Here is a 22,694-nt window from a genome sequence, read left to right as displayed (position 1 = left end):
TGATGTTGAAGAAAAGTACGAATGGCCATGCTCGTTGATGCGTCGTTGAAGGAAACCCTCAAGACGAAGTTGAAAGAGGTTTTCGGCTTCTCACAGTTCCGGGGTGAGCAGGAAGACATTATTTGTAATCTCCTGGCAGGAAACCATACCTTCGTTATTATGCCTACCGGGGCTGGTAAGTCCATGTGTTACCAGCTACCAGCCGTCGTTAGTGAAGGAACTGCGGTTATTATCTCTCCATTGATTGCTTTGATGAAAAATCAGGTCGATCAGCTTAATGCGGTGGGGGTAAATGCTCAATTTCTAAACTCTACGCTCAGTAAATCTGAAATGACTCAAGTCAAAAAGGATGTACTGAATGGCGAAATAAAACTTCTATACGTAGCTCCTGAATCGCTGACGAAGGAAGAAAACTTGGCTTTTTTACAAAAAGCTAATATTTCCTTTGTTGCCATTGATGAAGCTCACTGTATCTCGGAGTGGGGGCATGATTTCCGACCTGAATATCGCCGGATTCGGCACATCGTTGAGACGATAAACCCGGAATTACCACTCATTGCTTTGACCGCTACGGCGACGCCCAAAGTTCAGCAGGATGTTATCAAGAACCTGCAAATGGAGGATGCCTGCGTTTTTAAGTCTTCTTTTAACCGGAAAAACTTATACTACGAAATCCGCCCGAAGACGAAGGATGTTAACAAGCAATTGATTAAATACATCAAGAGTCAGGCTGGGAAATCGGGCATTATTTATTGCCTGAGCCGGAAGACAGTTGAAGAAATTGCGGAGTTACTGAACGTAAACGGCGTAAAAGCCCTGCCCTATCATGCCGGACTCGATCCGCACACGCGGATGGGTAACCAGGATGCCTTTTTGAACGAAGAAGCGGAAGTCATTGTCGCAACGATTGCTTTCGGCATGGGCATTGACAAGCCAGACGTTCGGTTTGTTCTTCACTACGACGCTCCTAAATCCCTCGAGGGCTATTACCAGGAAACGGGTCGGGCTGGTCGCGACGGACTGGAGGGTAACTGCGTGATGTTCTATAGCTACGACGATATCGTCAAGCTGGATAAATTCAACAAAGACAAACCCGTTACGGAACGAGATAACGCCAAAGCTCTGTTAATGGAGATGGTGAGTTACTCAAACATCGGGCTCTGCCGCCGTCGTCAGTTACTGGGTTATTTTGGTGAATACTTCCCCAAAGATTGCGGTTTCTGCGATAACTGCCTGAAACCTACGCCAAAATTCAAAATGCAGGATGAGGTGGAATGGATTCTGAAGGCCGTTCAACTGACGGGGAGTCGATTCGACTGTAACCACATTGCGGATATATTACTAGGCGTTGAAAATCCTTATGTCGTTAGCCACGGCCATAATAAGCTGGACGTTTTCGGCAAAGGCAAATACAAGCTGGGTTACGAGAACGATCAGGACGATGATGATGCCGAAGAAGAAGACGAAGACGGTAACGTAATCGTAAAAGCGAAAACGAAGGCTACGGATAAAAAAGACGACGGCCTGCAAACGCCCGAGTTCTGGCATTCGATTATCAAGCAACTAACGATTTTAGGTTTTCTGGATAAAGACATCGAGAATTACGGAACTCTAAAAATCAGCGAAAAAGCGATTCAGTTCCTGGAAGCTCCCTATGTCGTTTCTTTATCGAAAGATCACGATTACACCCATCAGCCCGAAGAGAAAGAAGACGACAAGGAAGAGATTAGCTCGAATGCGAAAGCTTACGACGAAGCTCTTTTTGAGATGCTTAAAAATCTTCGAAAGAAGATTGCCAAGGAAAAGAACATTCCTCCGTATGTAATTTTCCAGGATCCTTCGATGGAGGAAATGGCCACTACCTATCCTTCTACCGTTCAGGAGTTAGCTCAGATTACGGGCGTAGGCATGGGTAAGGCCGTCAAATTCGGAAAGCAGTTCATTGAAGTCATTACCCGATACGTTGAAGAAAATGAAATCGAAACGGCAACCGAAGTAGTAGTAAAGACTACCACGAACAAGTCGAAAGTTAAGATTTTCATTATTCAGCAAATTGACCGAAAAATCAATCTGGAAGAAATTGCAGAGGCTAAAGACCTCGGCATGACGGAGCTGATTGAGGAAATCGAGCACATCTGTTATTCAGGTACGAAGCTCAATCTGGATTATTACATTAATCAGTTAATGGATGATGATCGTCAGGATGAGATTTATGAGTACTTCATGAGTGCCGAAACCGATTCGATGAGTGTAGCCTTACAAGAGTTAAGCGGCGAATATTCAGAAGAAGAACTTCGGTTGATGCGTATCAAATTCCACAGCGAGTTAGGTCATTAATCTGATCTTGTTTTCTGTTCATTTTTACATATTTACGTTAACGCTTCTGATGAGTTGGGCTTCGGTCTAAGTTATTAACAACAGCAGCAATAAAATTATCCGATGAACATTCTCATCGTAGGATCTGGCGGCCGCGAGCACGCTTTTGCCTGGAAAATCGCCCAGAGTCCTTTGTGTCAAAAGTTATTTGTCGCTCCCGGAAACGCCGGGACGGCTCAATTAGCAACCAATTTATCCATCGGTGTCAATGACTTTGAAGCCATTGCTGCTGCTGTTCTCGAAAACAATATCTCACTGGTGATTGTGGGTCCCGAAGAACCGCTGGTTCGGGGCATCCGAGATTATTTTGAGAGTCGTGAAGACCTCAAAAAAGTGTTAGTACTGGGTCCTGATAGTAAAGGGGCTCAATTAGAGGGATCGAAAGATTTTTCTAAAAACTTCATGGTTAAGAACCAGATTCCAACGGCAGCTTCACGGACTTTCGTGAAAGAAACGCTGGAAGAAGGGCTAGACTATATCACCCAACAACAGTTTCCGCTGGTTCTGAAAGCCGATGGCTTAGCTGCTGGCAAAGGCGTTATCATTGCTGCTGACGTAGCAGAAGCTCAGACTACGCTCCGCGAGATGCTCGTGGAAGCCAAGTTTGGTGACGCTTCTCACAAAGTAGTAATCGAAGAATACCTGCACGGAATCGAGTTGTCGGTATTCGTGTTGACCGATGGCGAACATTACCATATTCTGCCCGAGGCCAAAGATTATAAACGCATTGGTGAAGGCGACACGGGCCCTAATACCGGAGGCATGGGGGCCGTTTCTCCCGTACCTTTCTCAGACGATGCTTTCCAGAAAAAAGTAGAGGAACGAATTGTTCGTCCTACCATGGCTGGACTGAAAGCGGAAGGGATTCGTTACGTTGGCTTTATTTTTATTGGTCTGATGAACGTTAATGGAGACCCTTACGTCATTGAGTATAACTGCCGCATGGGCGATCCGGAAACGGAAGTAGTGTTACCCCGGATTGATTCAGATCTGCTGGTGATTTTAAAAGCCGCTGCAGAAGGCAAATTGAAATATGTAAACTTCGCCGTTTCCAACAAAACAGCCGTTACTACCGTTGTTGTAGCGGGTGGTTACCCGGGTGAATATGGAAAGGGTGACATTATCCAAGTACCTGAAAAACAAAATTATACTACTATTTTCCACGCCGGAACCAAGCATTCCGAAACGGGTGCGGTAGTAACTAATGGTGGTCGTGTACTGGCCGTTACGGCTCTGGGCACGTCCATTGCTGAAGCCCGCCAGCGTTCGCAAATGGCGGCGGCTGCGGTTCAATACGAAGGCAAGTACTTCCGACGGGACATCGGCCTCGATCTTTTATAATTTTGGATGGTAGAATACCTGAATGAATGAAAGCTCTCTCGGGAGTCGCGTTCAAACTTTCTATCATTCAAAAATTCTACATACAAAAATGGGATGTGCATCATGTGGAACGGGTGGCTGTGGAAGCATCCGTACCAAGGGGAATAAAGATGCCACTTCCGTATCAGGTTGTCAAAACAATGGAGCCTGTGGAACGGGTGGCTGTAATAAAATGAACGTATTCGACTGGCTGTCGGATATGGAAGCTCCGGGCTTAGGTTTGCCAATGAATCAACGGAGTAACCTGGTTGAAGTGAAGTTCAAAGGGGGTCGGAAGGAATATTTCCGTAATACGGCTCAGGTTGAACTCTACACGGGCGATCCGGTAGTAGTTGAAATGCAAAGCGGTCATCACCTGGGTTTTGTTTCGCTTCAGGGCGAGCTGGTTCGTTTACAGATTGTCAAACGAGGCATTAAAGACCCCGAGATTCGTCAGGTGTACCGCAAGGCTACCCCAAAGGATATCGAAAAACATGAGCAGAGTGTTGCTCGTGATTTGCCTACAATGTACCGGGCCCGCGAGATTGTGAAAGAGCTGAAACTCAACATGAAGTTATCGGATGTGGAGTTTCAGGCTGACGGAACGAAAGCTACGTTTTATTACTCTTCGGATGAACGCGTAGACTTTCGGGAGCTTATTAAAGTTCTGGCTAGTGAGTTCAAGGTGCGGATTGAAATGAAGCAGATCAGTCTGCGTCAGGAAGCCGCTCGTATCGGTGGTATTGGCGTTTGTGGTCGGGAACTCTGCTGCTCTACGTGGTTGACAGATTTCAAAAACGTAACTACCTCAGCTGCTCGTTATCAGAACCTTTCGCTCAATCCAGTTAAACTTTCCGGTCAGTGCGGACGGTTAAAATGTTGTCTCAACTATGAGCTGGAGACCTACATCGACGCTCTGCGGGATATTCCTACGCTGGAAACGCCGTTAAGAGTTCAGAAAGGCGAAGCCAATCTGATTAAAACGGATATTTTCCGTAAGATCATGTGGTTTAGCTTCCGGGGCGATGACAACTGGTATCCGGTTGCCATTCCGCAGGTAATGAAAATTGTAGCTTTGAATAACCGTGGAATTATTCCAGCCAATTTTGAAGAACTGGAATTAATACCAGTGGCCGAACCCAAATCCTCGGGCATTAATAGCGATCTGGTGCGAATGGATAAGAAATTCCAGGCACAGAATCGTCCTGCTCCTAAAAATAAGAAAAAGCGTTCTGGTGGCGGAGGTAACTCCAATCAGGGACGTTCTCAAAAATGATTTTGCTCCCGGAGATGAATCGTCTCCGGGACTTTCATTCTTATGCGAATCTTTCTCTTTTTTCTCGCTCTGGTCTCCTTGACTGCCTGTGAAACGAATGCCGTTTTCAAGGACAATATTGATCTACAGGACGCGAAATGGCCCATTAAGACGGTTCCTAGCTTTACCTTTGAAATTAAGGATACTACGAAGACTTATAACCTGTACTATAACCTTCGTAATACAAAATCCTATCCCTATTACAACCTTTACGTTACCCGTACACTGACGGGGCCTGATGGAAAAACGATTGAACATAATCTGGATGAGTTAATACTGGCAAATCCGACGACGGGCAAACCGACCGGAAACGGATTGGGAGATATTTATGACCATAAGTTTTTAGCTATCAAAAACTTACGTTTCCCCAAAGCGGGTTCGTACACATTTAAGGTAGAACAGTACATGCGTCAGGATCCACTGCCTGAAATTCAGAATGTGGGACTTACCGTAGAAACCAATCCCTGAAATTCAGGAAAGGTTCACTTCCTTTGTCCACCCAAGCCCCGTACCCTGAACCTATGCCTTTCCTTCCGTTATTTCCCCTGAATCTGGTCGCTTTTCCGGGCGAAGCGTTAAATCTGCACATTTTTGAGCCAAGATATATTCAGCTCATTAGCGAATGCCTCGCTTCGAATCAGCCCTTCGGAATTCCGGTTTATCTGCCGAATCATGTGATGCATTATGGCACTTCAATCCAAATCGTTCAACTGGTAAAGCAATACGACGATGGCCGGATGGACATTCAAACGCAGGGACTTGACGTTTTCAGAATTACTACGTTTCAAAATCCGGTTCAGGACAAACTGTACGCAGGCGGCGAAGTTGAGTTTTTGCAGGCCATGCCCAACCACGTTATCCTTCCCGGCCTGGTTGAACGCCTGAGGGAATTATACCATCACCTGCAACTTTCCTTTGAGTTCGATCAGCTTCCGCTCAATTTTTCTTTTCAAATTGGTCACAAAATCGGATTGTCCATTGCCGAAGAATACCAGCTTATTCAAATACCTTCGGAAGTAGCCCGTCAGGAATTCATTCTTCGGCATTTAAACCGCATTATGCCGATTATGGACGAACTGGAACGAACCAAAGAACGCATCCGGCTGAACGGCCATTTTAAAAATTTTGATCCGCTTAATTTCTAGTATCTTCCTGATTTTGAGGTTGCTCTTCGTTAGCCAGAGCTTTTTCTACTTTGTCTTTTCGTTTTCGCAAACTGTCTAGTGTGGGTAACCGGGTCGTTGGTTTTAATTCCCGGCTGTATTCTGGGTCTCCCAGCAGAAAACCGTAAGGTTTCAGCCCGTCTACGTGATCACAAATGACCTTCATAATAGCCGTTACCGGCAAGGCTAATACCAGTCCTGAAATTCCCCATAACTGCCCCCCCATAATCAATACGACCATCGCTGCCAGCGGATTAACGCTTACCTTCGAACCGACTACGTTGGGCGTAATGAAGTTCCCTTCCAGAATTTGCACGAAGCTAAAGACCCCAATAACGCCAACGGCATACATGGGAGAATCCTTGGTGACCAGGGCATAAATGGTGGGTAGTAATGAGCCTACCAAAATACCGATATACGGAATTAATAATAGCACCGCTGCTAACGTTCCAAAGAACCAGGCGTAGTCAATGCCGAGAATTAGTAACCCAGCCGTATTCAATCCTGCGACGATGCCAATTACCAGTACCAAACCCGTTAGATAGCCCTGCACCACCACATAAATTTTTCCCAGGACATCATCCAGACGATGGCGACGGGTTTTGGAAAAAAGCTTATAGAGAAAGCTTCGGAAGAAATCGCGATATAAAAGAATAAAGAAAACGAAAATGGGAACGAGTGATAAATCGGCCAGGGTTGAAGTCGTTGAAGATAGAAACGTACCGATGTAGCTTCCGCTGTTGTGCAAGACGTCATTCGTAATCCGTTTGATTTCGTTATTCTGACGCGTTTTATCCAGTCCAAACTGATCGTCAGCCATGCGTTGAGCCCGATCAATCACCGCATTCATTTTATCCTGAAACTTGGGGAAATCGTCTGTAAAATTAGCCATCTGCATGGAAACCAGCCAGACGATTCCGGCCAGTACACCGATCAGTACTACCAGACAAACGAAAATGGCCGCGACCCGTGGCAGTTTCCAGCTTTCCAGCTTACGGCATAAGGGAAAGAGTAACATCGCCAGTAGCAGCGAATACAGCATCAGCGTAACGATGCCTTGCAGGGCGTATAACCCGTAGATAATCAGTAAGACGCAAATCAGACTAGCGGCTAATCGAATCGGATAAGGGAAAGTAGATTCTGAATTCATAGTACATTCGTACTTCAAAAGGTTGAACTCTTATTTTAGGTATGCTTACAAAATTGTTTTTGTTTCTTTTTGGGTTAAAAACGAGTCTTTGCTCCTGCCAGCCCGACCGCCATCGCCATGGATTCTCGCGAGCCAAACGACAGTATCGCATCGAGCAGGTAGGCCATATGCCAGCCGTGGCTAATGAAAATTCCGGTCTGGCAACGGCTTCGGGTAAACCCACATTCTGGACGCATAATGATTCTGGCGGAAAACCTGAACTCTATGAGGTAGATTCGGTAGGTAATTTACTCTACACATGGGCTCTACCCGATCTTCAGAACAAAGACTGGGAGGAACTGAGTCGTGACCCGCAGGGAAATATTTACATCGGTGATACGGGTAATAATACCAACACGCGTAAGGATTTATGCATTTATAAAGTCTCCGATTCTCATTCCTCAACTAAAGCTGAAAAAATCACATACCATTACCCTGACCAAAAGGATTTTCCGCCGCAGAAGTCCGAAAAAAACTTTGACTGCGAAGCTTTTTTCTTTGCCAACGACAGCTTGTATCTCTTTTCCAAAAACTGGGGAAAACCTACCTCCAAACTTTATACTCTACCCGCCCGGGCGGGTGATTATACGGCAGTACTCAAAGACAGCATTCGACTGAATGGAATGATTACGGCCGCCGATATCAGTCCTGACCAGCAAACGTTCGCAGTGCTTACCTACGGAAAAGTATTTTTCTTTGCGATTGAAGAGAAAAAAATTGATTTTAAACATCCACTTTCGTGTCTGAAAATTGGACGTGGTCAGGTAGAAGCACTGGTTTTCGTAACCAATCATGATTTATTAGTTACGAATGAAAAAGGTAAAATCTACAAAATAACCCGACGCTAAGGAACCTATTCATGCGTTTTAGAATAGTCTAATAGATTTCAAAAGTTATTGATTGCTACACTTGTATAAACGAGCTTTACATGTTACCCCGCGACTTTCTGGAAACTTTGCATAAGATTCACTCTACTACGGATTCGTTTCCGCCTACGTCAGCGGTAGCCCGTTTAGTTACCCGCCTGATTCTGCTACTGTTTCCCGAACAAACCAAGATTCATTATCACTCAGTCGATAAACTGGGAGAAGCTTTCATCCGCCTGGAAAGGGATTTAACGGATATGCTTCAATCCATGCACAGTCATTTGCCTGATTCTCCGTCGAATGTGTCCGCTCAGTTTATCGAGAAGATTCCAGAAATTTATCATTTGCTCCGCACCGATGTTTCAGCGATTCTTTCAGGAGATCCGGCTGCCACGAGCGAATACGAAATCGTACGGGCTTATCCTGGCTTCTATGCGGTTGCTTTTTATCGCATTGCTCATGCATTTTATGATCTGAATATTCCGCTGTTACCTCGGGTATTAACGGAATTTGCCCACTCCCGCACGGGTATCGACATTCACCCTTCCGCCGAAATTGATGAATATCTTTTCATCGACCACGGCACCGGCATCGTGATTGGAGAAACGACCGTAATCGGCAGAAATGTAAAGTTATATCAGGGCGTTACCCTTGGAGCATTAAGCGTAAGTAAAGAACTGGCTTCCCAAAAACGCCATCCAACGGTTGAAAACGACGTAGTTATCTATTCCGGTGCGACAATTCTGGGCGGCGAAACCGTGATTGGCCATCATAGCATTGTGGGAGGTAATGTCTGGTTAACCCATAGCATTAAACCTTACACGAAGATTTACCATCAGGAACAGGTATTAATCAAGGGCTAAAACATTTCTACCTATTTTTTGCTTCAATCTTGTGAAATTCAAGGTTGAAGCTTTTTTTATACATTATATTTTTATTTCCAATTGTAAATAATTTACATTTGTAAACAAATCATCATTCAGCCTTCCTCTGTAGTACTTATGACACTCGAACGAATCCGTGCTTTTTTTCGTCTGGAAGGTGACCGTGCCATCTGGAACATTGTATTTGCCCTGCTGGCCATTGGTACTATCGTCGTTTTTTCCGCCCGGGGAACCTATGCGTTTCAACACCTTCCCGGTCGAGAGTCATTCTTATTCAAACATTTAGGGAGTTTAACCCTTTGTTTGGGAATCATTCTGGTTTGCCATCGCCTCCCCTTTGGTATGTATTCCGGCCTTTCCAGATTTTTGCTGTATCTCTCCGTTCTGTTGTTAATTCTGGTGCAATTCTGGGGCATTGAAAGTGGGGGAGCCAAGCGGGCTTTGCCTATTCCGTTTTTTTCGGGTTTCATGCCTTCCGATTTAGCCAAATTCGCTCTAATTGCGAATCTGGCTTCCATGCTAGCCAAGCGTTTAAAGGCAAATTATCGGGACCCATTGGTGTTCGTCCCCCCCATTTTCTGGAGCGGATTCCTAAGTTTTTTACTAGCCCTGAACTCCGGTAGTGCGGCCTTGTTATTGATGGCTCCCTGCTGGTTATTAATGTTCATTGGCCAAGTACCCCTTCGTTACCTATTTTACCTCACCCTAGCTGGAGCGATTGCCCTTGGTGTCGCGTATGCGTTGGGTTCCCGGGGAACAACCTGGGAAGGCCGTTTTAGTCGTCCGACCAACGTGGTGTCTCAAATGATTCAGAAAATCAGGCCTCCCGAGCGTCTGACCCCCGAAGATCGTCGCATTGATTCGCAGGAAGAATACAGTCTGGTTGCTGTGGCTTCGGGCGGCTGGGTAGGTCGTGGCCTCGGTAACAGTCTTCAGAGAAACTTTATGACGCAGGCTTACTCGGATTTTGCTTATGCCATTCTGATTGAAGAATGGGGCTTTCTGGGCGGCGTTTTCACGCTAATACTTTATCTGTTTTTACTGTATCGCAGCGTTCGATACGTGGCATTCCGAAAGCTGAAAAAAGCAGAGATTGAAAGTGGCCAGGCCTTTGGTTATTTTCTGGCGGCGGGTCTTGCCTTCAGTTTGGTCATACAGGCGTTGGTACACATGGCCGTATCCGTCCAGCTCATTCCGGTAACGGGTCAAAACCTTCCACTGATTAGTTGGGGTGGCTCTTCGCTCCTCTTTACGGGTATCTCCATCGGAGCTATTTTAAGCGTTAGTCGGGAAGCGGCAGAAGCGAATTCAGCAAAAGTCATTGGAAAAGAAGCTCTTGCCGCTTAATTCCTATTGACTTATCAGGCGTCACGTTGTTTTTTTGTGAGAATTTTACTGAGGCTGAACGATTATCTATTATCAATAAGTCTTTTTTTAGTAATTATTAGCAGTTAAACGACGTGTCAAAACGCATCATCATCAGTGGAGGTGGAACAGGCGGGCATATTTTCCCGGCCATTGCTATTGCCAACGCTTTAAAGGAGAATGATCCCTCGACAGAAATTCTTTTCGTCGGAGCGAATGGCCGCATGGAAATGGAAAAAGTGCCGCAGGCAGGTTACCAGATTGTGGGGTTGGATATTGCGGGAATCAATCGTTCAAATCCGATTGCTAACCTTGGTTTTCCACTGAAATTAGCGAAAAGCCTTCTGGCTGCACGTCAGATTATCCGGGATTTCAAGCCTAATGCTGCCGTTGGGGTCGGCGGTTATGCCAGTGGTCCGTTATTGCTGGCCGCCAGTATGGCTGGTATCCCTTACCTGATTCAGGAGCAAAATTCATACGCAGGGATTACCAATAAATTTCTGGCCAAAAAAGCCAGTAAAATCTGTGTAGCCTACCCTTCGATGCAATCGTTTTTCCAGGCTGACAAACTGGTTATGACGGGAAATCCGGTACGAAGCGATATTGGTAGTATTTCTTCAGACGATCCGAAGGTTTGGGAGTATTTTGCAGGCCTCTCTCCACAGGTTCCTACGTTATTAATCATTGGCGGCAGCCAGGGAGCCCGTACGATCAATGAGAGCATTGATGCCGGGCTGGAGCAATTACTCTCGGCGGGGTATCAAATTATCTGGCAAACCGGCAAGTTATACATCGACCAGGCCCGACAACGGGTCAAGTCTATCGGTTCAAACCGCATCTGGGTTTCTGATTTTATCAACCAGATGCCTTACGCTTATGCTGCTTCGAGTGTAGTCATTTCACGAGCAGGGGCGTTATCTATTTCAGAGTTATGTCTGGTAGGAAAACCAGCCATCTTTGTTCCCTTACCAACTGCCGCTGAAGATCATCAAACCCAAAATGCTCTAGCTCTGGTTCGGGAAAATGCGGGTCTTCTGGTGAAAGACTCCGAAGCTCGTCAAACCCTGATTCCCACAACGCTGGAGCTCGTAAAGAATCCCGAAAAACTTCAGATCATGAGCCACCGCATTAAAACGCTCGCTAAACCGCAGGCTGCCAGGCAAATCGCTCAGGAAGTTTTGAAGTTATTTTCTCAATAAATTCTATTACCTATCTGTTAATCAGTACTTTGAGTTTTTTTTTAAATTAGTGTAAACAAAAACTAAATCTCAGAGTCTCTTTTAAAGGTTATTTCAGTTCATTACATGACCCAGTCTAAGCCGATTCGCTCGTATAAGTCTATTTACTTCCTCGGTATTGGAGGAATTGGAATGAGTGCCATCGCCCGGTGGTTCCATGTAAATGGCTACCAGGTAGCGGGTTACGATAAAACAGCGACCCGACTTACGGCCACTTTAGAGCAGGAAGGCATTGCCATTCATTTTACGGACGACGTTTCGCAAATTGACGATACCTATAGAAATTCAGAAGATACGCTGGTAGTATTAACGCCCGCTATTCCTAAGGATCATACCGAGTGGGCCTATTTCCGCGAACATGGATTTACCATTTTGAAGCGTTCGCAGGTACTGGGTTTATTAACCGAAGAAATGTTCCTGATTGCCGTAGCAGGAACGCACGGAAAGACGACCACTTCTTCTATGGTTGCTCATATTCTGAAGCATAGCGGACGAAATGTAGCAGCTTTTTTAGGTGGAATAACCCAGAATTACCATACTAATTTTTTACTAAACGACCCCACTGAACATTTACGCGACGTTTTGTGCGTGGTGGAGGCGGATGAGTTTGATCGTAGTTTCTTAACACTCCATCCCGATCTGGCAATCGTTACCTCAACGGATGCGGATCACCTGGATATTTACGGCTCCGGCGAAGAAGTGTTAAAGTCTTTTGGTGATTTTGTAAGTCAGATTAAGCCCGAAGGGACTTTATTTTTGAGAAATGGTTTGTCGCTGAGCAATCAAACCAGGGCTCAGATTCGTACATACAGTTTCGAGGCCGGAGCCTTTCACGTTGAAAACTGTCGAATCGCTGACAATCGGTTCAAGTTCTCAATTGTTTATCCAGAAGGAATTTGTGAAGACATTGCCCTGCTGGTACCTGGTTTTCATAATGCCGAAAACGCAGTAGCGGCTTTTGCCGTTTGTTTAAAAGCTGGGCTTTCCCCGGAAGAGATTCGGAAGGGTATTAATTCGTACCGGGGCGTAAAACGAAGATTCGAATATCATTTACAGCATCCTGAAGCCGTTTACATTGACGATTATGCCCACCATCCTACGGAAGTGGATGCGTTTCTGAAATCAGTAAAGGCATTATATCCGGGGAAAAACGTGACTGCCATTTTCCAGCCACACCTATTCACTCGTACCCGGGATTTTCAGGAAGGTTTCGCCGAATCGTTATCGCTGGCAGACCGGGTTGTATTGCTCGATATTTATCCAGCCCGGGAGTTACCCATTCCTGGTATTACCTCGGAAATTATCTTTGAAAAGATCTCCAGTGCTGAAAAAATTCGTTGTCAGAAAGACAATGTTTTAGAGGTACTGAAGACTCTTCCGATTGAAATTCTGGTAACGATTGGAGCGGGAGATATAGATACCCTGATTGACCCCATACGATTCTATCTGGAAGGTCAGATTACCGGGAAATGATCTATTTCTCATTGAAATAAAGGTCAGCAAACGCCCGAAAGGGCCTAATCGCTGCACCGCACGATAAATTTTGAAAATCAGGCCCTAAGGACTTGGAGAAGTTTTCTATCTTTCGGTTAAGAAACTGGGTGAAGGCTGTTTTGGGAATCATAGTTATGGTTCTTCTGGTGATTTTCGCCGAAAAATGGTATGCTTCCCAATCCTGTAAAAAGGTTAGTATTGTGTTCAATGATGAGCAGAAGCAATTGCCTTTGTTAGCACAGCAGGATATACGTAATTTATTATCAGAGTCAGGCAAAAAGCCGCTGGAAGGAAGACCGTTCGATCAGATTGATCTGAACTTTCTGGAAAATCGGGTAGAATCTAGTCCTTTAGTAAAAGACTGCCAGATTTCCCGAAACCTGCGGGGTTGGCTAGAAGTACGCGTAGAAACGCATCGGCCCGTTGCCCGCCTGGTTCAGCCTGATTTACCGGACAACGGCTTAGATAAGTATTTGAACGAAGAAGGTCGTTTTATGCCTTTGTCGGAGCGATATACAGCTCGTGTGTTATTAATTTCGGGTCCTTATTTTGATCGAAAAAATCATTTACAGGCTCGTCAGGACACGGCTCTTCTGAACCTGGTCAGAGCCATTGATCAGGATTCTCTGTGGAAAGCCCAGATTGAATGGGTCGAGGTAGACCAAAAGGGTGAAATTACGATGTGGCCGCAAGTAGGTGATACGCCCATTGAATTTGGCTCAGCAAGTTCAAGAGACATTAAATTCCAGAAGATAAATTTATTCTTCCGGAATATTTTACCCTTACGGGGCTGGAATAGCTTTTCCAGAGTAAGCGTAAAATATAAAAATCAGGTAGTCTGCACGCGGGCAACAGCAGACAGCCTCGCAACAGCCACCCCTTAGAAGGCTTTGCTAATATTTGCTAGTAGTAAATTTATTTTGACTAATTTTAGAAAGCTTTTTTATTTTAGTGGTCTGTCTTTTAGGCAACTATTTTCTTATTTCTGAGTAATAAGGAAAGCTTTCTACTAGTCAATGCCCGATTTTTTTTATTACTTTAAACTATAATCGGATTTACATCCTTTTATGGATACCAATAATAGTTAGGCTAAGTTGATGAATACTATCACCAATCAACCCTAAAGCTGTGCCGTATGGAGAAAAAGATTGTTTGCGGGATTGATGTAGGAACGACAAAAGTCTGCGTGGTGATCGGTCAGAAAGATCACGACGACAAGCTGGACGTACGTGGCGTAAGTCGGGTTGAGTTCAAGGACAAGAAATTCAAAAATCTTGTCACCAAAGGAGCTATCCTTAACCCTGATTTTGTCAGTAAGTTTATAAAGAAAGCATTAGCCGAGGCTATTGAGCAGGCTGGTGTTACTCCCAATCAATATTTCATCAGTGTAGCCAGTCATCAGGTTACCTGTATACCTAAAGTCAGCGATATTTCCCGCGATTACGTATCGGAGGGAGATGAGGTTCGTCATGACGATTTACAACGTTTGCTGGGTAGTGTAGGCCGTACCAAAATTGATGGCTCAGCTATTCTCCACGTACTACCTCAGGAATACAGCGTTGACGGCGACTCGGAAGAACATTATCACATTGTTGGGGTAACGGGAACGCACCTGCGGGGTAAATTTCAGGTGATTACCATGCCCTTAAAACCCCTCAGTACCTTACTGAAAAGTTTGGACTGGGCGGGCTTACACGTTCCTCCCAAAAACGTTTACCTGTCTTCTCTGGCCTCTACTATGGCCGTTCTGAGCGATGAGGAAAAAGAGCACGGAGCCGTTCTGGTGGACATTGGAGCCGGTAAAACCGACGTGGTTATTGTTCAGGGCGAACTCGTTCGTTACGTAGCTTCATTCCCCGTTGGTGGTAAATCCATCACGAAGGATATTGAAGTGGGTTGTGACGTTTCAGAAAACGTAGCGGAAGATCTGAAGTTACGATTTGGAACAGCCACGCACAAAGAAGTTCGCATCAATGAGGTCGTTGCCGTACCGAATGTACTGGAAAGCCTTCCTCCCAAAAATGTATCTCTGAAAAACGTAGCCGTCATTATTGAGGCTCGCGTAAAAGATATTGCTACGTTCGTAGCAGCTGTGGTTCGCCACGCAGGTTACGAACGCAAAATTAAAACGGGTATAGTATTAACGGGTGGTGGTGCACGTCTGGATAGTATTCAGGACGTATTCCGCTCAGTTACCGGTATGCACGTACAGGTAGGCCGGCCTAATCAGGGTTTCAATAAACAGAAACCGGAGGCAACCAATAACCTGTCGTATGCGACGGCTCTGGGTCTGGTTCGTTTAGGCTTCCGTTCACTCGATCCTCGTGATGAATTGTATGAATCGCTGGTGTCAGTGCCAAGTCCTGTCCAGCCTCCGGTTCAGCATATTCCACATACCTACTCTACGAGCCAGCATCATAGCCCACAACCAGCTAATAACGGCACGAACAATGGCGGGTACTCCAATGGTGGTGGTAGTTATCCCAACCCACCCAGACCCCAAACGCCTGAACCCGTAGCCCCTCAGGAACCCTCGAAAGAGCAGGATCAGCCAGAAAACGAGCAGGAGTGGAAATGGTGGCGTTTACGAATGGACCTGAATTCCTGGTATAAAGCCATTTTCAGAGACGAATTTGAATCAAGGGGTGGCCAGCGACCTGATAGCTGGGAACCCAAAACAGTATAATAAAAACTCAAACGGCCCATTTATAAGCCGTTTGAGTTTCTCTTTTTCCCCACCTATACTTTATACCTAAGCTTATACTCATTTTTACTATAAGTCCTCAAGCTAACTTAGTACGAAACTGAGTCTGCCTTACTCAGTTTTACGTAACCAACCTTAAAATATGCTTCTTGACCATAATTATTCCTTTAGCTCCGTTAAGCACTTTCGTTCGTACATCAAAGTTTTTGGTGTAGGCGGTGGTGGCTGTAATGCAGTCCGTCACATGTTTAACCAAAATATTGGAGACGTAGACTTCATTGTTTGTAATACCGACCGTCAGTCTCTCGACGAAAGTCCTATTGACTATAAAATTCAATTGGGTAATCAAACGGTTAACCAAAAAGGAATTGGAGCTGGTATGGATGCCGCTCAGGGTCGGGCAGCAGCAGAAGAAAGTGAAGCCGAAATTCGGAAAGTACTCGAAGATAACACCGAGATGTTATTCATTACTGCGGGTATGGGCGGAGGCACCGGTACGGGAGCCGCTCCGGTTATTGCCCGTATTGCCAATGATCTGAACATCCTGACAGTAGCCATTGTTACGGCTCCTTTTGATGATGAAGGAGAAGATAAAATTGAGCAGGCTCGCGAAGGGATTCGTGAACTGCAAAAGTATTGCGATACGGTAGTAGTGATTCTTAACGAAAAATTACTTGAGCTGTATCCTGACATGACCGTTGACGACGCCTACGCAAAAGCCGATGACGTCTTAGCCAACGCCGCTCGCTGTATCTCTGAGATCGTTACCAAGTCTGGTAAGATCAACTCCGATATGAATGACGTGAAAACGATCCTCAAAGGTGCCGGACAAGCCGTAATTGGTCTGTACAGTGCCGAAGGAGAAGATCGTGCCGTCACCTGCGTAGAAGAAGCGTTAAGTTCACCTTTGCTTGATAATCGCGATATCAAAGGTGCGAAACGCATCCTGATTACCATTTCGTATAGCAAAGACAATCCGATGCGGATGATGGAGCAGAAGGCTATTACGAAGTACATTGAGGATAAAATTGGAGGAAAAGCCCGACTGCTGAAAATCAGCCCTATCCCTGATGAAAGCCTGGGTAAAGCCATGCGTTTCACCATCATTGCGGCAGGTTTTGATTTACCCGGCAACTCGGTTTATCAGCGTCCCATTGATGAGCCTTTGATTCAACAACCTGCGTCACGTCCATCGACGCCAGGTAGTTCGCAGGGTAGCTCTGCCAAGCCAGCTACACCCATTACCAATAGTTCACCTTCGTACGGCTACGGAAGTTACTTACAGGATAAAACCCCTCAGGCTTCTTTTAATAATCCCGTTACTGCTGGTTCAACCGAAGCCGAAAGTGAAGCCCTGACGGAAGCGGAAACCATTTTCGAGTTTCCCGAACCCACTACGCTGGAAGAAGACGTAAAGACGCTGGAAAAGGAAATCTGGCGGGAAGAAGATACTTCGGTTACGAATGCCCGCATGATTCAGGAATTCATTACCAAACTGGATCATCACGATCAGGGTTGGGAAACGGATCTGGAAACGCCCGCGTACATTCGGCAAAATATCCCTCTGGCTGATCTGGCCGTTATTTTACGAGGTGAAAAAGTTAATCATTACAATCTGAACGATTAGTCATCAAAAGCCATACAAAAAAGACCCCTCAGAAAGCTTTCTGAGGGGTCTTTTTTGTATGGCTTTTTTTTAACAGCTCTTATTCGAACATCAGGTAAAGTGTTACGGTATGCGTAGTCATGCGGCGGATTCCGGCGTTATAAATGGAATTACTGGGCTGAATCATATTGGCAATGCCATGCGAGAAATGTAACTCCGGCGTAAATTTGAAGTATTCGAAAAAGCGTTCCAACCCTACTCCATATTCCACAGCAAAATCAGCCGACTTCGTTGACATTTGTCCATTACCCCGGTTGATATTCTGTTTTCTCCGCACGTTGGCTTCCAGCCCCGCCCGAAACCCGGCTACCGCATACATTCGTGTATTCCCCCGACGAATGGATTTATACTTTAACATAAACGGAAACTCAACCCAAGTCGATTCCCGAATGAGTTCCTGTTCCTTCCCACTAACAAACGTATAGTCAACCGGACGGCTGTAAATGGAAATCGTTAAGGGTGAAAAACGAAAATCCAGCCGGGGGCTCATGTAAACGTTCATCAGGAAACCCATTCGAAAGCCAATCGAGTTGGGTGTATTCATCGAACGGATTGAATCCTGAGGAGGGCTATTATAAGCCTCGTTATGTTTAATTTGAAAACGTGTATTCGGTACGCCAAAAAAGAAACCGTAATGCACCATTTTGTCGTCATAAAACTCCAGGTGCTTCCGCTTGTAAAGCGTATTCTGAGCGAAGGTTTTCTGAACCATTAGCGTACACCCCAACAGAGCAATCCAGAGCGGAAGCTTCTGAGGATTGGGTACGGCTTTACTGATGTATAAAACCACAGATTGGACATCCGTTGACTTCAAAAAGTTATTCGCTTGTAGCTTACGCTTCATACGTTACTATTTCTTACCGATATAAATGGAACTGATGCCGAAGGTTAATGGAATCGCCCGGGTCTGACTAAACCCTGCCTTTTTGTAAACGGCCAGGAAATCATCGCCATCGGGAAAAGCCTGAACAGACTCGGGTAAATACGTATACGCTGAATTGTCTTTGGAAAACCAGGAGCCAATTACCGGCAGAATACGGTTGGAATAAAAACTATACAAATGCTTAAAGAAAAAACCACGGGGTTTAGAAAACTCCAGAACCACGCAGGTTCCGCCCGGTTTTAACACGCGGTTCATGTCCGTCAGGCCTTTTTCAAGATTCTCGAAATTCCGTACTCCGAATGAAACGATCACCGCATCAAAGGAATTGTCCGAGAAGGGAAGCTTTTCTGAATCTCCTTTCTGCAACTCAATGATTCCTTCAAGCCCCATCTTCTTGATCTTCTCACGGCCATGAGCCAACATTCCTTCCGAAATATCAACACCGATAATTTTTTTAGGCTTCAGAGCCAGGGCCTCCAGAGCAAAATCACCCGTTCCGGTCGCAATATCAAGAATGGTTTGAGGTTTCTCGGCTTTCAATAAGCGAATTGCTTTTTTCCGCCAGAGAATATCAATACCCATGCTCAGAAAGTGATTCAGGAAATCATAGCGGTGCGAAATGTTATCGAACATTTTGGCAACCTGTTCCTTTTTACTGCTATTCTGTTCTTCTTTATACGGTAAGACCACGTCAGTCAAAATTTTATAGAGCCTGAAAATCACAGGCTTCGGTACTAAAAGTATACGATCTATTCAATAAGAAAGTTCGACAAAGGTACGTTTTGACGGTTAATGAATACGCTTCGAAACAAAAAAACAGCAGCCCCAGAGAAGCCGCTGTTTCTAACGTTTTTAATCAGAACCTTAAGGGTTCGTGCCAATCATTCTGATTATTTGATTTCCACATCAAAATCAATATTTGCATCATCCGAACCTGGCGTAGCAGTGCCGTCTTTAGTTCCGGGTTGGTGACGCAATTGTATCTTTAGTTTTCCAGTACCAGCAGAAGACTGCGTCTGAATCGTTCCGGCTAAACCGACATTCAGGTTTTTGCTGTCTTTATCGGTAATCGTAACCGTTAATAAGCTGGAGGGTGTAGGTGTAAAAATTACCAGGTGTTCATCTTTTTTCTCCTGAATTTCTTCAGTAATATCTTCTATCGGTGATTTTGATTCATCCAGGAATCGCAGCGAATAGGTATAGGTTTTGCCCTTATCTAAACTGATGGGAGTAATAACCGGAGCATTACCACCATCACCATCGGGATCATTCCAGGTAAATACCTTTGCTGTTTCATTACCTGCCTTTAGCGTTAATTCTACAGTAGTAATCAACTCATTTTCATCGGGTTCTGGATCTTTGTTATCTTTTTTACAGGAAGATAAAGTGACCAGTGCCAATAAAGGAAGATAAAGCCAATACGTACGTTTCATGCCTTTGTCATTTTTACAGATGCTCCAGCCTTCTGGAGTTGCTTCTCAATTCTGAAGACAAATATATTCATTATTTGCAACATAGTTGCAAATAATAAGATTTAATGTTTCCTATTTTCTTTGTAAGACTTACTTCTGAGAATTTCGCAGATTATCATCATCAAAATGCTCTGGGTTATCATCCAGACCGGGTCCATCCAGACCGGGTCCATCCAGACCGGGTCCATCCAGACCGGGTCCATCCAGACCGGGTCCATCCAGACCGGGTCCATCCAGACCGGAGTTAATACATAGCCATCCCCGGGTTGTCACCCGGGGCTAATACATAAGTTCCCCCCCCCTGGGGTTTTAAGTTTTTAGAAATAGTTAGTCCGCGTTTTCAACGCGGATTTTGGGAATAGCGTCTGCGACGCTAAAGCGTTAAAAACACTTTTTCCAGCATCCACGATTGCGTCGTGGATCAACATTTGGGTGGTGGGGTTAGCTACTACTAAAAATCACCTCTTACCCAGAGGCGACATCGCGTCTCTACATTGTTGTCTGAAACTACTCTTCGGACTTTTAACCTTTTACATATACCTAAAAAAAGACCTCTTTTGGCAAAGAGGTCTTTTGTAAATATTTGACAGGTAATGTATTACCGTAATAATCCCGCGATTTTATCCAAGCCTAAAATCGTAAAAGTAGGGTCGCCGCTGGGTGTGTAAGACGGATTACTGGATGCAAATAACTGATCAACCAGAGCACTCATTTCTTCCGCTGATAGTCGGGTTAAGTAACGAGCCGCCGAACGTTTGGCAAACGAACGAGCCAATGCTTCGGGGCGATCCAATTTCAATTCTGAGTAATGCTGACGAAACTGAGACAATAGTCCTTCGAATAAGTCCTCTTCGTTTTCATCCGTGACATCCGCCGGAATGCCATAAAGGATAAAAGCATCTTTACCAATCTCCGCAAAGTCAAAACCCAGTGCTTTAATCTCGTGCTCAATTTCAAGCACCAACTGAAAATCAACGGGATTTAGACTAACCGTTTTCGGGAATAATAGCTGCTGGGAAGCCGCGTTACGTTTATCCAGCGAAACCCGGTATTTATCGTACAGAATGCGTTCATAAGCCGCTTTCTGATCAATGACCATTAATCCTGACTTTACCTGCGAGAGTACGTAGCGGTTATGTACCTGAAACAGCATTCGTTCGTAATCCAGCAAAGAAGGTTTCGCTGATGCTTTGGATGGAATGGCTTTCGAACTAAATGTCTGTCCTAAGCTAACCGTTTCCTGCGGTTCAGATTCTGGCGTAGGCGATTCTTCCGGAAAAGTTTCCTCCGTCTGGATGCGATTAGCTTTACTCTGAAAGGTAATGCTAGACGTCGCTGGCAATGTTTCTGCTTCTTCGGAAACGGGCGGCGTGAAAGGTTTCACCGTAGGTAATACCTCTTCGGGAAGGTCAAAAATACTGTGACGTTCATTTTTGACCGGGCCTTCCAGTCCTTCAAATAGCTTTTCCCAACTGTTAATATTCCGCTTCGGAGCCGCCGATCGAGCGTGGTAGGTATCACGGGGAGAATGCTCATTTTCCTCGTCAGTTACCTTCCGATTTTCATTAGCAGAGGCTTCGAAATGAACGGCGTAATCTTTTTTCTCAAACGAAAGTGACTTTGCCGGGCTCAGCAAATTTACGTCCATCTCGAAATCAATTGCCGGAGCAAGTCCGTACACTCCCGTCGCCCGTTTCACCGCCGCCCGAACGATGGCATAGACCGAACGTTCATCATCAAACTTAATTTCTGTTTTTGTGGGGTGAACGTTAATATCAATATGGGCCGGATCAATTTCAATATTTAAAACATAAAACGGATGGCTTCCATCGGGAATCAGTCCTTCAAAACCACTCAGAACGGCGTGGTGTAAATAAGCATGACGGATGAACCGCTGGTTCACGAAGAAAAACTGCTCTCCCCTCACCTTTTTGGCAAACTCAGGCTTACCAATAAATCCGCTCACCTTCACAAAGGGTGTTTCTTCGCGGGTATCGGCCAGTTGCTCACGGTAATTTTTTCCGAATAAATCAACAATCCGTCGGGACATTTTCCCGGCAGGTAAGTTATACACTTCCGTTTCCCCGTGATGCAGCGTAAAGGTTACATCAGGGTACGAAAGAGCTACGCGTTGAAATTCGTCGAGAATATGACGCATTTCAACAGGATTGGATTTCAGAAAGTTACGTCGAGCCGGAACGTTAAAAAATAAATTCTTTACGCAAATATTCGTCCCCGTCAGCGTCTGGCAGGGTTCATGGAGTTTGAGTTCAGAAGCTTCAATTTTCAGGTGTGTTCCCAATTCGTCGGCTTCCCGACGCGTCCGTAACTCTACCTGAGCCACGGCAGCGATGGAAGCCATGGCTTCACCGCGAAAACCCATGGTACGAATTTTGAAAAGGTCTTCAGCCGTGCGAATTTTAGAAGTCGCATGTCGCTCAAAACACATACGGGCATCGGTTTCTGACATGCCAAGCCCGTTATCAATGACCTGAATCAGCGTTCGCCCTGCGTCTTTTACCAGCAGTTGAATCTGCGTAGCCTGGGCATCAATGGAATTTTCAAGCAACTCCTTCACCACCGAAGCCGGTCGCTGAACGACCTCGCCAGCCGCAATCTGATTCGCAATGGAGTCGGGTAGGAGTTGAATAATATCTTGCATGAAAGTGTGTTCGGAGTCTATAAAAACGAATTCCGATTTAAACTTATTTCTTCGGTAA

General features: G+C 45.2%; 19 protein-coding genes. 13 read left to right on the top strand and 6 right to left on the bottom strand.

Annotation, left to right across the window (positions count from 1 at the left end; all coding sequences use genetic code 11):
- Positions 1 to 27: 27 nt before the first annotated feature.
- From QE390_RS09185 to QE390_RS09165, 5 genes are all read left to right on the top strand, one after another.
- Entirely contained in the window at positions 28 to 2,337 is a 2,310-nt protein-coding gene (locus QE390_RS09185; RefSeq protein WP_106636880.1) for a RecQ family ATP-dependent DNA helicase, read from the top strand.
- A 102-nt stretch (positions 2,338 to 2,439) separates the two neighbouring features.
- On the top strand, positions 2,440 to 3,717 hold the full coding sequence (gene purD / locus QE390_RS09180; RefSeq protein WP_307141931.1) for a phosphoribosylamine--glycine ligase: 1,278 nt from the start codon (positions 2,440 to 2,442) through the stop codon (positions 3,715 to 3,717).
- Between the two features lie 88 nt (positions 3,718 to 3,805).
- Positions 3,806 to 5,011: a regulatory iron-sulfur-containing complex subunit RicT gene (locus QE390_RS09175; protein ID WP_106636675.1), complete on the top strand. Its 1,206-nt coding sequence runs from the start codon at positions 3,806 to 3,808 to the stop codon at positions 5,009 to 5,011.
- Positions 5,012 to 5,053: 42 nt separating this feature from the next.
- Positions 5,054 to 5,518: a gliding motility lipoprotein GldH gene (locus QE390_RS09170; protein WP_307141930.1), complete on the top strand. Its 465-nt coding sequence runs from the start codon at positions 5,054 to 5,056 to the stop codon at positions 5,516 to 5,518.
- Between the two features lie 53 nt (positions 5,519 to 5,571).
- Complete coding sequence (locus QE390_RS09165) at positions 5,572 to 6,195, top strand: LON peptidase substrate-binding domain-containing protein (RefSeq protein WP_106636673.1); 624 nt, start codon at positions 5,572 to 5,574, stop codon at positions 6,193 to 6,195.
- Here QE390_RS09165 and QE390_RS09160 read toward each other — a convergent pair.
- Positions 6,185 to 7,363, bottom strand: a complete 1,179-nt coding sequence (locus QE390_RS09160; protein ID WP_307141929.1) for an AI-2E family transporter — start codon at positions 7,361 to 7,363, stop codon at positions 6,185 to 6,187. The genes QE390_RS09165 and QE390_RS09160 overlap by 11 nt on opposite strands.
- A 41-nt stretch (positions 7,364 to 7,404) precedes the next feature.
- Between QE390_RS09160 and QE390_RS09155 the strand changes: the two genes are divergently transcribed.
- From QE390_RS09155 to ftsZ, 8 genes are all read left to right on the top strand, one after another.
- Complete coding sequence (locus QE390_RS09155) at positions 7,405 to 8,250, top strand: hypothetical protein (protein ID WP_307141928.1); 846 nt, start codon at positions 7,405 to 7,407, stop codon at positions 8,248 to 8,250.
- Between the two features lie 80 nt (positions 8,251 to 8,330).
- Positions 8,331 to 9,131 carry a serine O-acetyltransferase gene (locus tag QE390_RS09150; RefSeq protein ID WP_106636670.1) on the top strand — a complete coding sequence of 267 codons (801 nt, stop codon included), beginning with the start codon at positions 8,331 to 8,333 and terminating at the stop codon, positions 9,129 to 9,131.
- Positions 9,132 to 9,269: 138 nt separating this feature from the next.
- A complete protein-coding gene (locus QE390_RS09145; RefSeq protein ID WP_106636669.1) occupies positions 9,270 to 10,499 on the top strand; it encodes an FtsW/RodA/SpoVE family cell cycle protein in 1,230 nt (409 codons plus the stop codon).
- Positions 10,500 to 10,612: 113 nt separating this feature from the next.
- Positions 10,613 to 11,716: an undecaprenyldiphospho-muramoylpentapeptide beta-N-acetylglucosaminyltransferase gene (gene murG, locus QE390_RS09140; RefSeq protein ID WP_307141927.1), complete on the top strand. Its 1,104-nt coding sequence runs from the start codon at positions 10,613 to 10,615 to the stop codon at positions 11,714 to 11,716.
- Positions 11,717 to 11,821: 105 nt separating this feature from the next.
- On the top strand, positions 11,822 to 13,228 hold the full coding sequence (murC, locus tag QE390_RS09135; protein WP_307141926.1) for a UDP-N-acetylmuramate--L-alanine ligase: 1,407 nt from the start codon (positions 11,822 to 11,824) through the stop codon (positions 13,226 to 13,228).
- 155 nt (positions 13,229 to 13,383) lie between these two features.
- Positions 13,384 to 14,133 (top strand): cell division protein FtsQ/DivIB, encoded by a 750-nt coding sequence (locus tag QE390_RS09130; protein WP_307141925.1) that lies wholly within the window; start codon positions 13,384 to 13,386, stop codon positions 14,131 to 14,133.
- Positions 14,134 to 14,384: 251 nt separating this feature from the next.
- Positions 14,385 to 15,935, top strand: a complete 1,551-nt coding sequence (gene ftsA / locus QE390_RS09125; RefSeq protein ID WP_307141924.1) for a cell division protein FtsA — start codon at positions 14,385 to 14,387, stop codon at positions 15,933 to 15,935.
- Between the two features lie 160 nt (positions 15,936 to 16,095).
- Entirely contained in the window at positions 16,096 to 17,580 is a 1,485-nt protein-coding gene (gene ftsZ / locus QE390_RS09120; protein ID WP_307141923.1) for a cell division protein FtsZ, read from the top strand.
- 79 nt (positions 17,581 to 17,659) lie between these two features.
- Here the strand turns inward: ftsZ and QE390_RS09115 are convergent, their stop codons facing one another.
- The 5 genes from QE390_RS09115 to mutL all read right to left on the bottom strand — a co-directional run bounded on the left by QE390_RS09115 (position 17,660) and on the right by mutL (position 22,636).
- The gene (locus tag QE390_RS09115; protein ID WP_307141922.1) at positions 17,660 to 18,463 is read right to left on the bottom strand and encodes a porin family protein; all 804 of its coding nucleotides are present in this window, start codon (positions 18,461 to 18,463) and stop codon (positions 17,660 to 17,662) included.
- Between the two features lie 6 nt (positions 18,464 to 18,469).
- The gene (ubiE, locus tag QE390_RS09110; protein WP_255400697.1) at positions 18,470 to 19,201 is read right to left on the bottom strand and encodes a bifunctional demethylmenaquinone methyltransferase/2-methoxy-6-polyprenyl-1,4-benzoquinol methylase UbiE; all 732 of its coding nucleotides are present in this window, start codon (positions 19,199 to 19,201) and stop codon (positions 18,470 to 18,472) included.
- 191 nt (positions 19,202 to 19,392) lie between these two features.
- Positions 19,393 to 19,935, bottom strand: a complete 543-nt coding sequence (locus QE390_RS09105; RefSeq protein ID WP_307141921.1) for a hypothetical protein — start codon at positions 19,933 to 19,935, stop codon at positions 19,393 to 19,395.
- A gap of 129 nt (positions 19,936 to 20,064) precedes the next feature.
- Positions 20,065 to 20,247, bottom strand: coding sequence for a hypothetical protein (locus tag QE390_RS09100; RefSeq protein ID WP_307141920.1), 183 nt, complete (start codon positions 20,245 to 20,247; stop codon positions 20,065 to 20,067).
- A 325-nt stretch (positions 20,248 to 20,572) separates the two neighbouring features.
- On the bottom strand, positions 20,573 to 22,636 hold the full coding sequence (mutL, locus tag QE390_RS09095; protein ID WP_307141919.1) for a DNA mismatch repair endonuclease MutL: 2,064 nt from the start codon (positions 22,634 to 22,636) through the stop codon (positions 20,573 to 20,575).
- Positions 22,637 to 22,694 lie beyond the last annotated feature (58 nt).

This window comes from Siphonobacter sp. SORGH_AS_1065 (assembly GCF_030818595.1).
Taxonomy (GTDB): domain Bacteria; phylum Bacteroidota; class Bacteroidia; order Cytophagales; family Spirosomataceae; genus Siphonobacter.
The sequence above is the reverse complement of the archived record's forward strand: the minus strand, read 5'-3'. Positions and strand labels throughout refer to the sequence as shown.

What these genes read in the sequence shown, in the direction of transcription:
- QE390_RS09185 (WP_106636880.1), top strand. Translation starts at nt 28, where the DNA reads ATGCTCGTTGATGCGTCGTTGAAGGAAACCCTCAAGACGAAGTTGAAA.
- purD (WP_307141931.1), top strand. Translation starts at nt 2,440, where the DNA reads ATGAACATTCTCATCGTAGGATCTGGCGGCCGCGAGCACGCTTTTGCC.
- QE390_RS09175 (WP_106636675.1), top strand. Translation starts at nt 3,806, where the DNA reads ATGGGATGTGCATCATGTGGAACGGGTGGCTGTGGAAGCATCCGTACC.
- QE390_RS09170 (WP_307141930.1), top strand. Translation starts at nt 5,054, where the DNA reads ATGCGAATCTTTCTCTTTTTTCTCGCTCTGGTCTCCTTGACTGCCTGT.
- QE390_RS09165 (WP_106636673.1), top strand. Translation starts at nt 5,572, where the DNA reads ATGCCTTTCCTTCCGTTATTTCCCCTGAATCTGGTCGCTTTTCCGGGC.
- QE390_RS09160 (WP_307141929.1), bottom strand. Translation starts at nt 7,363, where the DNA reads ATGAATTCAGAATCTACTTTCCCTTATCCGATTCGATTAGCCGCTAGT.
- QE390_RS09155 (WP_307141928.1), top strand. Translation starts at nt 7,405, where the DNA reads ATGCTTACAAAATTGTTTTTGTTTCTTTTTGGGTTAAAAACGAGTCTT.
- QE390_RS09150 (WP_106636670.1), top strand. Translation starts at nt 8,331, where the DNA reads ATGTTACCCCGCGACTTTCTGGAAACTTTGCATAAGATTCACTCTACT.
- QE390_RS09145 (WP_106636669.1), top strand. Translation starts at nt 9,270, where the DNA reads ATGACACTCGAACGAATCCGTGCTTTTTTTCGTCTGGAAGGTGACCGT.
- murC (WP_307141926.1), top strand. Translation starts at nt 11,822, where the DNA reads ATGACCCAGTCTAAGCCGATTCGCTCGTATAAGTCTATTTACTTCCTC.
- QE390_RS09130 (WP_307141925.1), top strand. Translation starts at nt 13,384, where the DNA reads ATGGTTCTTCTGGTGATTTTCGCCGAAAAATGGTATGCTTCCCAATCC.
- ftsA (WP_307141924.1), top strand. Translation starts at nt 14,385, where the DNA reads ATGGAGAAAAAGATTGTTTGCGGGATTGATGTAGGAACGACAAAAGTC.
- ftsZ (WP_307141923.1), top strand. Translation starts at nt 16,096, where the DNA reads ATGCTTCTTGACCATAATTATTCCTTTAGCTCCGTTAAGCACTTTCGT.
- QE390_RS09115 (WP_307141922.1), bottom strand. Translation starts at nt 18,463, where the DNA reads ATGAAGCGTAAGCTACAAGCGAATAACTTTTTGAAGTCAACGGATGTC.
- QE390_RS09105 (WP_307141921.1), bottom strand. Translation starts at nt 19,935, where the DNA reads ATGAAACGTACGTATTGGCTTTATCTTCCTTTATTGGCACTGGTCACT.
- mutL (WP_307141919.1), bottom strand. Translation starts at nt 22,636, where the DNA reads ATGCAAGATATTATTCAACTCCTACCCGACTCCATTGCGAATCAGATT.